Source organism: Teichococcus aerofrigidensis (assembly GCF_054073225.1).
The window spans coordinates 1-13594 of the sequence record NZ_JBSXMU010000090.1; the positions used below are offsets into that span (position 1 = coordinate 1).

Here is a 13594-nt window from a genome sequence, read left to right on the forward strand (position 1 = left end):
GGCCAGCCGTGCCGGCCAGCGCCGGCCCATGGCCATCCCCAGCGCCCCGAGGCCGAGGAGCAGCGTCGCCCCGTGCCAGCCCAGGAGCCGCGCGCCGAGCGCGGCGGCGGCCAGGAGCAGGGCGGGGATCAGCGCGCCCGGCATGGTCCGGCCCCGCCGGGCGTCAAGCCTGGCGGTTCCTCTGGACATGCGCGCAGAGATTGCGGAGCGAGGCGAAGATCTGGCCGTTGCGCTCATCGTCCGAGCGGAGCTGGAAGCCGTAGCGCCGCGAGATGGCGAGCGCGATCTCCAGCGCGTCGATGGAATCGAGGCCCAGGCCCTCGCCGAAGAGGGGGGCCTCGGGGTCGATCTCGCCGGGCTCCATCTCCAGGTGCAGCGCCTCGACGATCAGCGCCGCCACCTCGGGCTCCAGCGCCCGCGCCGCCTGGCCCTCACCGGAATTCTCGATCGTGGACGTCACGGGGTGCCTCCCTGCCGGTGCCCAGGCCAGATGCCATCCGCCTGCATCCCAGCAGGGCGGCCTTGCCGCAAGGGGCGAAATACCGCCGCGGCTTTGTCTCCGAAACAGGATTCCTTCGCCTTCCCGGCAAGAAAATGGCTCCGCTGATGCCGTTCCGCGCCGCAATCGGCCGGTGGCCAGCAGCCCTCAGTCGAACGGACTGGCGCTGGAGGCGACGCTGGCCTCGGAGCGGTAGAGCGACCAGGAGAGGCCCAGCGCCGCGCTCAGGTTCCAGTCGCGGCGGAACAGCGGGCTGTCCTCGTTGCGGGCACCGTGGAAGGATTCCACCCGCCCGCCGGCCACCGCCGAGAGCCGCCCGGTCAGCGGGAAGCGGTAGGAGAACTGCATCCGCGTGCCGAGATAGCCGCCCTCCGCGTCATAGGCCGGGCGGTCGGCCCGGACGTAGCGCGGCTCGACGCGATAGAAGTAGTCCATCATCCGGTCGGTGGCGAAGACCGGGCCGAGGCCGATCCGGAAACGGTCGCCCTCGCGCGCCAGGGCGCGGCGCTCATAGGCCAGCTCGGGCGAGAAGGTCAGCCCGCGGTAGCGGACCGAGGACAGGTCGGTGGAGAAGACCGCGCGCAGCGGCAGTTCCAGGTTCAGCCGCTGCGGCCGCGCCGGGTCGCGCCAGAGGGTGATGCGCAGCGAGGGGCCGACCTCGCCCTGCCAGTCGAGATCCGGCATGCCCTCGCGCGCCCGGTTGTCCCTCGACGAGGAGGGGAAGGCGCCGGAGAAGCTGAGGTCGAGGCCGATCGCCTCGTCATTGTAGAAGCGGCCGCGCACCCCCTGGCCGTCGCTGCGCAGGATCTCGCCGCGATAGATCAGGTAGGGGAAGGCCAGACCCTGGAAATGGTTCTGCCCGGCGGCCGGATAGTCCGGCAGCCAGCCGGCGCCGGCGGCCAGCCCGGCCTCGAACTTCGGCAGCCTGACCTCGCGCGCCGCTTGCATGGCCGCGCCGGTAACGGCCTCCGGGACCATCCCCGGTTCCGCCTCCTGGGCGGAGGCGCGGCCGACGGCCAGGGCGAGCGCCCAGGCCAGGACCAGGCCCGGCAGGTTACAGCCGGCCCGGATCATGCGGGGCGCTCCGCCAGCGGAAGCAGGCTGGGCAGAGGCGTGCCGGCCCGGCAGGGGGTGACGCGGGTGCTGAAGCCCGACGCCGGCGGCACAGCCCGCCGCTCCAGCGGCAGCGGGTCGGTGTCCCGGGCCGGCAGGCGCGCCCGGGTTCCGGGCGGCGGATGCGGATGCGGACAGGGCGCCTCTCCCCCGTGGTTGGCATACAGGACATCAGTAAGGGCTGGCGCGGCCGAAGCAAGCGCCCAGGCTGCCTCGCACGGACCGGCGCCTCGCGCGAACGTGGGACGACACGGGCGCTTCCGTCAGGAATTGTTCGCCTTCTCCAACGAACCGGACAGTCAGCATGCGACGAGCGAAGGATGGCGCCGAGAGTTGCCCGAATGCCTGGTGGGCGGGCTGGGAAGGGCCGGTCGCGATCGGCAGCCACTGCGCCGACGGGATCACGCTGGAGGGCGACGGCTGGCTGGTGCTGGGCCGCGGCGGCGACGACCGGATCGAGGTGACCGGCTCCGGCCTGTTCGAGGGCGCCAGCAGCATCTTCGGCGGCGGCGGCAATGACGTCATCCAGGTCCAGGGCGGCGGCAACTATGTCTCGGGCGGCACGGGCGACGACGAGATCCAGATGGGCTTCTTCACCGCCCCGAGCTTCAACAACCGCGTCTTCGGCGACAGCGGCAATGACGTGATCGCCATTTCCGGCTCCGGCAACCTTCTCCGCGGCGGCGACGGCAACGACCTGCTCTTCGTGGATGGCTTCCGCACGCATGGCAACGACCTGTTCGGCGAGGCCGGCGACGACCTCCTGATCGCCTGGACGCGGCAGGCGCGGATGGATGGCGGTGACGGCGACGACGTGCTGGAGGCGAACAGCCCCGGCGACAGCCTGTTCTACACCGACGACATCGGCGCCGTGATGACCGGCGGCAGCGGCCGCGACAGCTTCTCCGCGCGGCCCGGCAATATGGTGCTGGTCGATGGCGGCCATGACGGCCTCGTTTCCGAGGGCGACCGGCTTACCGGTATCATCGACATCATCACCGACTACGAGGCGGGCGAGCGGCTCTCGCTGGAGGCGGCGGCGGAGCGGGTGGAAACGGTGCGCCTTTCCCAGGCCGAGCCGACCTGGGCCGGCGCTCATCCCGCCCTGCTGGAGCCGGGGCAGCATGCCGTCTTCCGCGGCCGGCTGGACGAGAGGGAGGGCTTTTTCGTGCGGGCGGGCGGGCCGGACCTTCTGCTGCTGCATGGCGGCGGCCCGGACGGCTTCTACGGGCTGGACGAGTCGATCGCCCGTGGCCTCCTGGTCCTGCGGTCCTGGCCGGGGGAGGCGCCCGTCATCGGCTGAGACTCACCCGGCCTCCGGCCGGCGCGCCGTATAGGCCTTGAACAGGCCGAGCGAGGTCTCGCAGGCGACCGCCTCGAAGCCGGCCGCGCGCAGCCGCGCCAGGATGGTCTCCGCCGGGACGCAGGCCTCGATCGTGTCCCAGTAGTAGCGCATCAGCAGGTCGTCACGGCCGCGCGGGGCGGTCAGGCGGCAGAGTGCCGGCACCACCCGCCCCAGATAGGCGCGCGCCAGGGCCCGGCCCAGGCGCCCCTCCGGCCGGCCGATCTCCAGCAGCAGCAGCCGCCCGCCCGGGCGCAGCACGCGGCGGTACTCGGCGAAGGCGATGCCGAGATCGGCCACATGGCGCAACGCATAGCCCATGCTGAGGAAGTCGGCGCTGGCATCGGCCAGCGGAAGGGCCTCGGCGCGGCCCTGCACGAGGCCGATCGGCAGCTCCCGCCGCGCCGCCGCCAGCATGCCGGCGCTGGGGTCGAGGCCGGTGACACGGCCGCCGGCGCCGGCAAGCCGCGCCGCCTCGCGCGCCACCAGCCCGGTGCCGGTGGCCACGTCCAGCACCCGGTCCCCGGGGCGCAGGCCGGCGCGGCGCAGCGCCTGCCGCCGGTACCAGGCGCCGGTGCCGAGCGAGAAGATGCGGTTGATGCGGTCGTAATGCGCGGCGGTGTCGTCGAAGAGGCGGCGGACGAAGCCGGCGCGGGCTTCCGCCATGCCGTAATACTGCGGCAGCACGGCATGCGGGGCGAGATCCGGGGGGGCCTCCGAGGGGGCCTCCGAGGGGGCCTCCGGCGGGATCGTGGTCTGCGGCACGGGCATCCTCCTGCGCGGTCACGGCGGCCTGGCTGGCTGCCCGGTTGGCTGCCCGGTTGGCTGATGGACCGCCCGGCACCGCCTCGGCTAGGCTGGGCCGCGCCGCCAGCAGGCCCAAAGACAAGAGGAACGTCAATCCTGGCCAGCCCCGATCCCCGCGCGCCCGGCGGACCCCCGGGGGACTCCCCGGACGAGGCCGGGCGCCCCCTCGCCGCGCCGCTGCTCTTCCCGGTCCTTCTCATCCTCTTCGTGGGGATGTGCCTGGCCTGGAGCCTGCCGGCGGGCGTGGCGCACTGGTTGCTGCCCGAGCGCCACCGCCGGGGCTTCGGCCGGCGCCTGGGGCAGGCCGGCATCTCCGGCGGCTTCCGCCTTTATCTCGCCCTGCTGCGCGGCACGGGGCTGCTGCGGGTCGACACCTCGGCGCTCGATCCGCTGCGCGACGAGGCCGGGCTGATCATCGCCTGCAACCACCCCTCGATGATGGATGCCGTGCTGATGCTCTCCCGCCTGCCGCGTGCCGCCTGCATCACCAAGGCCTCGCTCTGGGGCAATCCGCTGCTCGGCGGCGGCGTCCGCCTGGCCGGCTATGTGCGCAACGATGCCAGCGGGCGGATGATCCGCGAGGCCGCCGGACAGCTGCGCGAGGGCCGCCAGCTCCTGGTGTTCCCGGAAGGCACGCGGAGCGAGCCCCGCCGGCCCGGCGCGGTGGAGCCGACACCGCCGCCCGGACCCTTCTCGCGCTCCTTCGCGGTCATCGCGCGCCGCGCCGGGGCGCCGGTGCAGATCGTGGTGATCGAGAGCGACAACCCCTATCTGCGCAAGGGCTGGTCGCCCTGGCGCCGGCCGCCGCTGCCGCTGCGCTACCGGCTGCGGCTGGGCGCGCGCTTCGCCCCCCAGGAGGGGAGCGAGGCGCTGAGCGCGCGGGTCGAGGCGCATCTGCGCCAGGCCCTGCAACCGGCCGGAGCCGGCACCGGGGCCGGGGCCGGCCCCCAGCCGCAGGCAGGGCCGCCGCCCGCGGTCAGCCGCCGCTCCGCCGTGCGGCACCCGGCCTGAGTCGGGCCGTGCCGCACCCCTCGCGCAGCCACCTGGTGCTGATCCCGAGCTACAACACCGGCCCGCTTGTGCTGCGCACGGTGCGCGCCGCCCGCGCCGCCTGGAACCCGGTCTGGGTGGTGGTGGACGGCAGCACCGACGGCACCGGCGCCGCGCTCGACGCCCTGGCGCGCGACGACACCGGGCTGCGCGTGCTGCATCTGCCGCGCAACCGCGGCAAGGGCGCGGCGCTGCTGCACGGGATGGACCAGGCCGCCGCGGCCGGCTTCACCCATGCGCTGGCGATGGATGCCGACGGCCAGCATCCGGCCGGGGCCATCGCGGGCTTCATGGCCGCCTCCGCCGCGCGGCCGGAGGCGATGGTGCTGGGCCTGCCCCTCTTCGGGCCGGAAGCGCCGATGCTGCGGGTCCGCGGCCGGCGCATCTCCAACTTCTGGACCAATCTGGAGACGCTCTGGGCGGGGGTGGGGGATTCCCTCTTCGGCTTCCGGGTCTATCCCATCGCGCCGCTGCGCGCGGTGATGCGGCGGCAGATCTGGATGCGGCGCTACGATTTCGACGCCGAGGCGGCGGTGCGGCTCTGCTGGCGCGGCGTGCCGCCGGTGAACATTCCCGTCCCCGTGCGCTACCTGAGCGCCGAGGAGGGCGGCGTCTCGCATTTCCGCTACCTGCGGGACAACGCCCTGCTCAGCTGGATGCACCTGCGCCTGATGCTGGGCTTCCTCGGCCGCCTGCCGCGGCTGCTGGCACGGCGGGCCCTGGCGAGGGAACCAGCGTCTCGGGCAGCGGCACGGCGCTGAGGCCGGCCGCGGCCACGGCGCCCAGCAGGCCCGGCAGCACGGCGAGCACCACGGGCCGCCCCGCCGCATCCCGCCGGGCGTTGCCGTCATGCAGCAGCAGGATCTCGCCGGCGCGCGGCGCGGCCAGCCGGGCGGCGACGCGCCGGGCATCGCCGCTGGCGCCATCCAGCCCCCGCCGGCTCCAGGAGACCAGGCCGAGCCCCGCCCCGGCCAGCACCGGGTCGAGCAGCGGGCTGCGCAGGCCCATCGGCGCGCGGAACAGGCGCGGCGTCTCGCCGAGCGCCGCGCCGATCGCCGCCTGCGCCGAGAGCACCTCGCGCCGCATGCCGAAGGGGCCGAGCGCCGCGAAATGGCGGGGATGGGTGTGGGTGTGGTTCTCGATGCTGTGGCCGCGCCGCCGCATCTCGCGCAGCAGCGCCGGATGCCGCGCGGCGCGCTCGCCGATGACGAAGAAGCTGGCCCGCGCGCCGTGGCGCTCCAGCAGGTCGAGCACCGCCGGGGTCACCGCCGGGTCCGGCCCGTCATCGAAGGTCAGGGCGAGCTGGCGGCGCGCCGCGCCGGCCGGCGGCAGGCGGCGCAGATTGGCGCCCAGCCAGCCGTTGCGCGGCGCCATGCCGGCGGCGGTCAGCAGCGCGTGGTTGGCCAGCAAGCCGCCCGCCAGCCAGGGCCAGAGGCCGGGCTGCGCCGCCAGCGCGGCGAGGCCGCCGGCATGCAGGCCGAGCGAGGCGCCCACCAGGGGCGCCGGCGACCAGCGGCGCCAGGAGAAGGGGGGGGCGGGGGACATCCTGCCGCCGCTTGTGCCGGGTTTCCCGCCGGCGGGAAAGCAGCCTCGGCGGCGGCCGGGCGTTTGACCGCCTCTTCCGCCCGGTGAACAATTCCGCCACAGGATGGACCGGCGACAGAATGGTCCGGCACGGGTTGCCGGCGGAGATCGGGGAGAGGGCGCATGATCGGCAGGCGGGATGTGTTGCGGGGCGGCGCCGGTCTGGCGTCCCTGCCGCTGGCGGCGGGGCTGGCGCGGCCGGCGCTGGCCCAGGGGAGAGGGGCCCAGGGGAGAGGGGCCCAGGGAACAGCCGGTGACGCGCCGCTGAAGATCGGCATGGTGACGACCCTCTCCGGCCCGGGCGGCTATCTCGGCCAGGACATCCGCGATGGCTTCGCGCTCGCCATGGCGATGCGGGAGGGCAGGCTCGGCGGCACGCCGGTCACGCTGCTGGTCGAGGACGACGCGCTGAAGCCCGGCCAGGGCAAGCAGATCGCCGAGCGCTTCGTGCAGAACGAGAAGATCCGGCTGCTCACCGGCATCGTCTTCTCCAACGTGCTGAACGCCGTGGCGCCGGACGTGCTGGATGCCGGCTGCCTCTATGTCAGCCCCAACGCCTCGCCCTCCAACCTCGCCGGGCGCGAGTGCCACCGCAACTTCTGGTCCGTCGCCTGGCAGAATGACGGGCTGCACGAGAGCGCCGGCCAGGCGGCGGTCAACCTCGGCTACAGGCGGATGTTCATCCTGGCGCCGAACTACCAGGCTGGGAAGGATGCCATCACCGGCTTCAAGCGGCAGTACAGGGGCGAGATCGCCGGCGAGGTCTACACCCGGCTCGACCAGACCGACTACGCCGCCGAGATGGCGCAGATCCGCGCCGCCGCGCCGGATGCCGTCTACCAGTTCCATCCCGGCGGGCTCGGCATCGCCTTCCTCAAGCAGTATGTGCAGGCCGGGCTGCTGGAGCGCGTGCCGATGGTGCTGGCCTCGCCCTCGATGGATTCCAACACCCTCGCGGCGGTGGGCGAGGCGGCGCTCGGCGTGCATGTCACGGCGCAGTGGAACAGCGACCTCGACAACGCCGCCAACCGGCGCTTCATGCAGGCCTTCACGGCGAAGTACGCGCGCATGCCGACCTATTACGCGCAGCAGGGCTACGACACGGCGCTGGCCATCGGCGCCGCGCTGGAGGGCACCGGCGGCCGGATCGACGACACCGAGGCCTTCCGCCGCGCCATGAAGCCGGCGAAGTTCGAGAGCCCGCGCGGCCGCTTCGCCTTCGGCCCCAACCAGCACCCGGTGCAGGACTGGTACCTCATCAAGGTGGCGCGCGGCGCGGATGGCCGGCCCGCGCTGGTGACGCAGGGCAAGGTGCTCGAGAACCACGGCGACGCCTACGCGGCGCAATGCCGGCTGTGATGCCCCCTGGGACGCCCGCTGGGACGCCCCCTGGGACGCCCGCCGCGGCGGCGCGCTGATGGCGCTGCTCCTGGAGCAGGTGCTCAACGGGCTGCAGCTCGGCGTCACCCTCTTCCTGCTGGCGGCGGGGCTGACGCTGGTCTTCGGCATCATGGGCATCATCAACCTGGCGCACGGCTCGCTCTACATGACCGGCGCCTTCGCCGCCGCCTGGGTGGCGACCGAGACCGGCTCGGCGCTGCTGGCGCTGCCCGCCGGGCTGGCGGCGGCGGGGCTGGCCGGCATGGCGATGGAGGCGCTGGTGCTGCGCCGCCTCTATGGCCGCGACCATCTCGACCAGGTGCTGGCCACCTTTGGGCTGATCCTGTTCTTCAACCAGGGCATGGTGCTGCTCTTCGGGCGGCAGCCGCTCCTCGTGGAGATCCCGCCCGCCCTGCGCGGCATGGTGGAACTGCTGCCCGGCCTGCCCTATCCGGTCTACAGGCTCGCCATCATCCTCGTCGGGCTGGCCGTCGCCCTCGGCCTCTACGTGCTGATCCGCCACACCCGCACCGGCATGCTGGTGCGCGCCGGCGCCACGCACCGCGAAATGGTGCGCGCCCTCGGCGTCGATGTGCGGCTGCTCTACACGCTGGTCTTCGGCCTCGGCGCGCTGCTCGCCGGGCTCGCCGGGCTGATGGCCGGGCCGCTGTTCTCGGTGCAGATCGGCATGGGCGAGCAGATCCTGATCCTGACCTTCGTCGTCACCGTCATCGGCGGCGTCGGCTCGGTGCGCGGCGCGCTGGCGGGCGCGCTGCTGGTCGGCCTGGCCGATACCCTGGCGCGCGCCTATCTCCCCGCCCTGCTGCGCGGCTGGATGCAGGGCCCCGACGCCGACGCGCTGGCCGCCGGCCTCGCGGCGATGAGCGTCTACGCGCTGATGGCCGTCATCCTGCTCTGGCGCCCGCGCGGCCTCTTCCCCGCCCATGCGTGAGCGTCTCGTCGCGCTCGCCGCGCTGCTCGCCGCCCTCGCCCTGCCCTGGATCGCCGAGGCGGCCGGCAGCCCGGCGAGCATCGGCCTCGCCACCCGCATGGCGATCTACGCGCTCGCCGCCGCCTCGCTCAACCTGGCGCTCGGCTTCGGCGGCATGGTGAGCTTCGGCCACGCCGCCTTCTACGGCATCGGCGGCTACGCGGTCGGCATCCTCTATGCCCACTGGTCCTGGCAGGAGCCGCTGCTCGGCCTGATCCCCGGCAGCGTCTCGCTCGCCGCCACCCTGCTGGCGGCCATGGCGGCGGGGGGCGTGGCGGCGGCGGCGATCGGCGCGCTGTCGCTGCGCACCGGCGGCGTGTCCTTCATCATGATCACCCTGGCCTTCGCGCAGATGGTCTTCTTCCTCTTCGTCTCGCTGAAGGCCTATGGCGGCGATGACGGGCTCAGCATCCGCCGCCGCGGCGAGCTGCCGGGCCTCGACCTGCGCGACCCGGCGCAGCTCTACTGGCTCTGCCTCGGCCTGCTGCTCGCCTGGCTCCTCCTGCTGCGGCGGGTGACGCGCGCGCGCTTCGGCCAGGTGCTCTCCGCCGCGCGGCAGAACGAGCGGCGCGTGGTGGCGCTGGGCATCTCGCCCTATCCCTACCGGCTGGTGGCCTTCATCCTCTCCGGCATGGGCACGGCGCTGGCCGGCGCGCTGATGGCCAATGCCACGCGCTTCGTCAGCACCGACATGCTGCACTGGACCAAGTCGGGCGAGCTGATGGTCATGGTCATCCTGGGCGGCGCCGGCACGCTGATGGGCCCGGTGCTCGGCGCCGTCGCGCTGGTCGGGCTGGAATACGGGCTGGCCGGGCTCACCGAGCACTGGCAGTTCATCCTCGGCCCGCTGCTGGTCCTGGTCGTGATCTTCGCGCGCGGCGGGCTGATGGCGGCGCTGCGCCGGCTGCGCCTCGCGTGAGCGCGCCGCTGCTGGTCCTCGACGACCTCCGCAAGAGTTTCGGCGGGCTGCGCGCCACCGACGGGCTCAGCCTCGACGTGCGCCCCGGCGAGCTGCACGCGCTGATCGGCCCGAACGGCGCCGGCAAGTCCACCGCCATCGGCCAGATCACCGGCGAGATCCGCCCCGATTCCGGCCGCATCCGCTTCGATGGCGCGGAGATCACGCATCTCTCCGCCGCGCGCCGCGCCCGGCGCGGGATGGTGCGCAGCTTCCAGGTGGTGCAGCTGCTGGAGGAGGCCAGCGCCGAGGACCACCTGGCGCTCGCCGTGCAGGCGCGGCAGGGCCATTCCTTCCGCTTCTGGCGCGCGGCGCGGCGCGACCGCGGGCTCCGCGAGCCGGCCCGTGCCCTGCTCGACCGCTTCGGCCTCGACCCGGCGCGGCGCGGCCTGCCGGCCTCCGCGCTTTCGGCCGGGGAGCGCAAGCAGGTCGAGCTGGCGCTGGCGCTGGCGCTGCGGCCGCGCCTGCTGCTGCTGGACGAGCCGATGGCCGGGCTCGGCGCCGGCGAATCCCAGGCCATGACGGAAACGCTGCGCCGGCTGAAGGGCGAGGTCGCGATCCTGCTGGTGGAGCACGACATGGAGGCGGTCTTCGCGCTGGCCGACCGTGTCTCCGTGCTGGTGCGGGGCCGCTGCATCGCCAGCGGCGCCCCGGAGGCGATCCGCGCCGACCCGGCCGTGCGTGCGGCCTATCTCGGCGAGGGAGAGGAGGCGTGATGCTGGAGGTGCGCGGCCTCACCGCCGGCTATGGCGCCAGCACGGCGCTGTTCGACGTCTCCCTCGCCCTGGGCGAGGGCGAGGTGGCGACCCTGCTCGGCCGCAACGGCATGGGCAAGACGACGACGATCCGCGCCATCCTGGGCCTCACCCCGCCGCGCGGCGGCGAGATCCGCTTCCGCGGGGAATCCCTGGCGGGCCTGCCGCCCGAGGCCATCGCGCGGCGCGGCATCGGGCTGGTGCCGGAGGGGCGGCAGGTCTTCCCGACGCTCTCGGTGCGGGAGAACCTCGTCGCCACCGCCGCCAACCGCGCCGGCCATACGCAGCCCTGGACGCTGGAGCGGGTCTACGGCCTCTTTCCGCGCCTGGGCGAGCGCGCCGGGCAATCCGCCCGCACCCTCTCCGGCGGCGAGCAGCAGATGCTGGCCATCGGCCGGGCGCTGATGACCAATCCGCACCTCCTGATCCTGGACGAGGCGACGGAGGGGCTGGCCCCGGTGATCCGCGCCGAGATCTGGGCGACGCTCGCCGCGCTCAAGGCGCGCGGCCAGTCGATCCTGGTGGTGGACAAGAACCTCGCCGCGCTCGGCCGCCTGGCCGACCGGCACCACGTGCTGGAGAAGGGCCGCACCGTCTGGTCCGGCAGCGGTGCCGCGATGATCGCCGAGGCGGAGCGGATCAGGGGCTGGATCGGGCTGTAGCACGGGCTTCCCCGCGCCGCGCATTCGAGCCACCATTCGGCATGACACAGCTCTACCGGGGCATGGACCGTGCGGCGCTCGACCGGGAATACGATGCCCGCGCCACCGTGCCGGACATCGCGCCCTTCCTCGCCGCCTATCGCTCGGGCACCGCGGCGGCGCGGCGCGACCTGCCCTGCCGCATCGGCCTCGCCTACGGGCCGACGGAGCCGGAGCGGCTGGATCTCTACCCCGCCGCCCGGCCCGGCCCGGCGCCCGTCTTCCTCTACATCCATGGCGGCTACTGGCGCCTGCTGGATGCCGCCGATTCCGGCTTCATGGCGCCCTTCCTGACCCGCGCCGGGGCCTGCGTCGCGGTGCTGAACTACGCGCTCGCCCCCGCCGTGACGCTGGACGAGATCGTCCGGCAGTGCCGCGCCGCCCTGGCCTGGCTGCGGGCGAATGTCGCGGCGCATGGCGGCGATCCCGCGCGCATCCATGTCGCGGGCGCCTCGGCGGGCGGGCATCTGGCGGCGATGCTGGCCTCGGCCGAGCCTTGCGTCGCCGGCGCCACCCTGCTCTCCGGCCTTTATGACCTGGAGCCGCTGCGGCACTGCCACGTCCATGACTGGCTCCGCCTCGATGCCGCGGCCGCCGCGCGGAACTCCCCCGCCCTGCTGCCGCCGCCGCGCGCCGGCCTGCCGCTGGTCTTCAGCGCCGCCGCCACCGAGACCGGCGAGTTCCTGCGCCAGACCGCCGGGCACGCGGCGCGCTGCGCCGCCGCCGGCTGCGCCGTCACGACCGTCGCGGCGCCGCCCGGCGCGGACCCTTTCGACCTGCCGCTGCAGCTCTGCGCCGACACGCCGCTGTCGCGCGCGGTGCGCGCCGCCATGGGGCTCGGCTGATGCCGGTGCGGCGGCTGTTCGGCTGGGGCGGCCGGCAGGTCCGGCGCGCGCTGATCCTGGTGGGCGCCTGCCTGCTCACCCTGCTCGTCGTGCGCGCCTGGGATTCGCAGCGCGGCGCGCCGCTGGAGGCCTGGCACATCCTGGTGCCCCGCGAGCTGCCGCGCGAGGCCATCGAGGAGGCCGGCTGGAACGGCTACCTCGCCGCCGAGGAGCGGCTTCTGCGCGAGATGCGCGAGACGGTCAGCCGCCGCCTCGACCCCAAGGACCGCATTCCCCTCAACCGCTATTTCGAGGGCAGCCCGGCCTATCCGGCGCACCTGCCGCGGGACTGGAACCGCTCCTACGTCCTGGAGCCCGAGGGACCGGCACAAGGCGCGGCCGTCTTCCTGCATGGGCTGACGGATTCGCCCTACAGCCTGCGGCATCTGGCGCGCCGCTACGCCGCGCGGGGCTTCGTCGCCATCGCGCCGCGCCTGCCCGCCCATGGCACCGTCCCCGGCGCGCTGACGGCGGTGGAATGGGAGGACTGGATGGCGGCGACGCGGATGGCGCTGCGCGAGGCGCGCCGCCGCGCCGGGCCGGGGGCGCCGGTGCATCTGGTCGGCTTCTCGAACGGCGCCGCGCTGGCGCTGATGCAGGCGCTCGACATGCTGGAGGCCGGCGACCCGGAGCCGGTGACCCGCATCGTGCTGGTCTCGCCCATGGTCGGCGTCACGGCCTTCGCGCGCTTCGCCCGGCTGGCCGGACTGCCGGCGGTCTTCCCCGCCTTCGCCAAGGCCGCCTGGCTCGGCATCTCGCCCGAGTTCAACCCGTTCAAGTACAACTCCTTCCCGGTGAACGGCGCGCGCCAGTCCTGGCTGCTCACCGATGTCCTGCGGCAGCGCCTGGCGCGGCTGGCGCGCGAGGGCCGGCTCGGCCCCCTGCCGCCGGTGCTCACCTTCCAGTCGGTGATGGACGCCACCGTCAGCACCGCCGCCGTGCTGGATGGGCTTTACGCCCGGCTCCCCGCCAATGGCAGCGAGCTGGTGCTGTTCGACATCAACCGCGCGACGCGGCTCGGCCCGCTCTTCCGCCCCGCCTCCGAGACGGCGCTGGAGCGGCTGCTGCCGCCTCCGCCGCGCCGCTACCGCGTCACCGTCCTCAGCAACCGCTCGCCCGATGAGGCCGGCATGGCCGAGGAGAGCCTCGCCGCCGGGGAGACCGCCCCCCGCCGCCAGCCCCTGGAGCTGGACTATCCGCCCGACATCTACTCCCTCTCCCACATCGCCCTGCCCTTCCCGGTGACCGACGCGCTCTACGGGCTGAAGCCGGATCCGGAGGAGGATTTCGGCATCCGGCTGGGCGACATCGCGCCGCGCGGCGAGCGCAACACCCTGGTCGTCGACCTCGACAGCCTGCTGCGCGTCTCCTCCAACCCCTTCTTCCCCTATCTGATCGGCCGGGTGGAGGCGGGCATCGCGCCCGCCCCGCCGGCCCGCTGAAGGCGGCGGCTCAGGCGCCCAGGCACAGCCGGGTCTCCTCCCCCGCCACCTCGGCCGGCACCCCGCCCGCGGCCAGCAGCGGCAGCGC

At 74.2% G+C, this 13594-nt stretch carries 14 protein-coding genes; 10 read left to right on the forward strand and 4 right to left on the reverse strand.

Annotated features, from left to right (window positions below; genetic code table 11):
* Positions 1 to 163: 163 nt before the first annotated feature.
* Together ACVMLK_RS15965 and ACVMLK_RS15970 are read right to left on the reverse strand one after the other, a co-directional pair.
* A complete protein-coding gene (locus tag ACVMLK_RS15965) occupies positions 164 to 460 on the reverse strand; it encodes a phosphopantetheine-binding protein (RefSeq protein ID WP_370592032.1) in 297 nt (98 codons plus the stop codon).
* A gap of 186 nt (positions 461 to 646) precedes the next feature.
* Entirely contained in the window at positions 647 to 1573 is a 927-nt protein-coding gene (locus ACVMLK_RS15970; protein WP_422922259.1) for a MipA/OmpV family protein, read from the reverse strand.
* 343 nt (positions 1574 to 1916) lie between these two features.
* Between ACVMLK_RS15970 and ACVMLK_RS15975 the strand changes: the two genes are divergently transcribed.
* Positions 1917 to 2915, forward strand: coding sequence for a calcium-binding protein (locus ACVMLK_RS15975; RefSeq protein WP_457486946.1), 999 nt, complete (start codon positions 1917 to 1919; stop codon positions 2913 to 2915).
* A 3-nt stretch (positions 2916 to 2918) separates the two neighbouring features.
* On the opposite strand, the gene ACVMLK_RS15980 is transcribed toward ACVMLK_RS15975, so the two are convergent.
* Positions 2919 to 3719, reverse strand: a complete 801-nt coding sequence (locus ACVMLK_RS15980; RefSeq protein WP_457486947.1) for a class I SAM-dependent methyltransferase — start codon at positions 3717 to 3719, stop codon at positions 2919 to 2921.
* 285 nt (positions 3720 to 4004) lie between these two features.
* Here ACVMLK_RS15980 and ACVMLK_RS15985 point away from each other — a divergent pair, with 285 nt between their 5' ends.
* Positions 4005 to 4772: a lysophospholipid acyltransferase family protein gene (locus ACVMLK_RS15985; RefSeq protein WP_457486948.1), complete on the forward strand. Its 768-nt coding sequence runs from the start codon at positions 4005 to 4007 to the stop codon at positions 4770 to 4772.
* Positions 4773 to 4780: 8 nt separating this feature from the next.
* Positions 4781 to 5572, forward strand: coding sequence for a glycosyltransferase family 2 protein (locus ACVMLK_RS15990; RefSeq protein WP_198367144.1), 792 nt, complete (start codon positions 4781 to 4783; stop codon positions 5570 to 5572).
* Here ACVMLK_RS15990 and ACVMLK_RS15995 read toward each other — a convergent pair.
* Entirely contained in the window at positions 5460 to 6356 is an 897-nt protein-coding gene (locus ACVMLK_RS15995) for a polysaccharide deacetylase family protein (RefSeq protein ID WP_457486949.1), read from the reverse strand. The two genes, ACVMLK_RS15990 and ACVMLK_RS15995, sit on opposite strands and share 113 nt — an antisense overlap.
* A gap of 162 nt (positions 6357 to 6518) precedes the next feature.
* On the opposite strand from ACVMLK_RS15995, the gene ACVMLK_RS16000 reads away from it, so the two are divergent.
* From ACVMLK_RS16000 to ACVMLK_RS16030, 7 genes are read left to right on the forward strand one after another with little or no spacing between them, the layout of a single operon-like run.
* The gene (locus ACVMLK_RS16000; protein WP_457486950.1) at positions 6519 to 7754 is read left to right on the forward strand and encodes an ABC transporter substrate-binding protein; all 1236 of its coding nucleotides are present in this window, start codon (positions 6519 to 6521) and stop codon (positions 7752 to 7754) included.
* A gap of 58 nt (positions 7755 to 7812) precedes the next feature.
* On the forward strand, positions 7813 to 8727 hold the full coding sequence (locus ACVMLK_RS16005) for a branched-chain amino acid ABC transporter permease (RefSeq protein ID WP_457486951.1): 915 nt from the start codon (positions 7813 to 7815) through the stop codon (positions 8725 to 8727).
* A complete protein-coding gene (locus ACVMLK_RS16010; protein ID WP_198367140.1) occupies positions 8720 to 9685 on the forward strand; it encodes a branched-chain amino acid ABC transporter permease in 966 nt (321 codons plus the stop codon). Before ACVMLK_RS16005 ends, ACVMLK_RS16010 begins: the two co-directional genes overlap by 8 nt.
* On the forward strand, positions 9682 to 10440 hold the full coding sequence (locus tag ACVMLK_RS16015; RefSeq protein ID WP_198367139.1) for an ABC transporter ATP-binding protein: 759 nt from the start codon (positions 9682 to 9684) through the stop codon (positions 10438 to 10440). Before ACVMLK_RS16010 ends, ACVMLK_RS16015 begins: the two co-directional genes overlap by 4 nt.
* Complete coding sequence (locus ACVMLK_RS16020) at positions 10440 to 11141, forward strand: ABC transporter ATP-binding protein (RefSeq protein WP_457486952.1); 702 nt, start codon at positions 10440 to 10442, stop codon at positions 11139 to 11141. The genes ACVMLK_RS16015 and ACVMLK_RS16020 overlap by 1 nt, the downstream gene beginning before the upstream one ends.
* Positions 11142 to 11182: 41 nt before the next feature.
* Positions 11183 to 12025: an alpha/beta hydrolase gene (locus tag ACVMLK_RS16025; RefSeq protein ID WP_457486953.1), complete on the forward strand. Its 843-nt coding sequence runs from the start codon at positions 11183 to 11185 to the stop codon at positions 12023 to 12025.
* Entirely contained in the window at positions 12025 to 13506 is a 1482-nt protein-coding gene (locus tag ACVMLK_RS16030; RefSeq protein WP_457486954.1) for an alpha/beta fold hydrolase, read from the forward strand. The genes ACVMLK_RS16025 and ACVMLK_RS16030 overlap by 1 nt, the downstream gene beginning before the upstream one ends.
* The last annotated feature ends 88 nt before the right edge of the window (positions 13507 to 13594 follow it).

Excerpts from the sequence above, each read along its gene's own strand:
- ACVMLK_RS15970 (WP_422922259.1), bottom strand. The coding sequence starts at position 1,573 with ATGATCCGGGCCGGCTGTAACCTGCCGGGCCTGGTCCTGGCCTGGGCG.
- ACVMLK_RS15975 (WP_457486946.1), top strand. The coding sequence starts at position 1,917 with ATGCGACGAGCGAAGGATGGCGCCGAGAGTTGCCCGAATGCCTGGTGG.
- ACVMLK_RS15995 (WP_457486949.1), bottom strand. The coding sequence starts at position 6,356 with ATGTCCCCCGCCCCCCCCTTCTCCTGGCGCCGCTGGTCGCCGGCGCCC.
- ACVMLK_RS16000 (WP_457486950.1), top strand. The coding sequence starts at position 6,519 with ATGATCGGCAGGCGGGATGTGTTGCGGGGCGGCGCCGGTCTGGCGTCC.
- ACVMLK_RS16005 (WP_457486951.1), top strand. The coding sequence starts at position 7,813 with ATGGCGCTGCTCCTGGAGCAGGTGCTCAACGGGCTGCAGCTCGGCGTC.
- ACVMLK_RS16010 (WP_198367140.1), top strand. The coding sequence starts at position 8,720 with ATGCGTGAGCGTCTCGTCGCGCTCGCCGCGCTGCTCGCCGCCCTCGCC.
- ACVMLK_RS16020 (WP_457486952.1), top strand. The coding sequence starts at position 10,440 with ATGCTGGAGGTGCGCGGCCTCACCGCCGGCTATGGCGCCAGCACGGCG.
- ACVMLK_RS16025 (WP_457486953.1), top strand. The coding sequence starts at position 11,183 with ATGACACAGCTCTACCGGGGCATGGACCGTGCGGCGCTCGACCGGGAA.
- ACVMLK_RS16030 (WP_457486954.1), top strand. The coding sequence starts at position 12,025 with ATGCCGGTGCGGCGGCTGTTCGGCTGGGGCGGCCGGCAGGTCCGGCGC.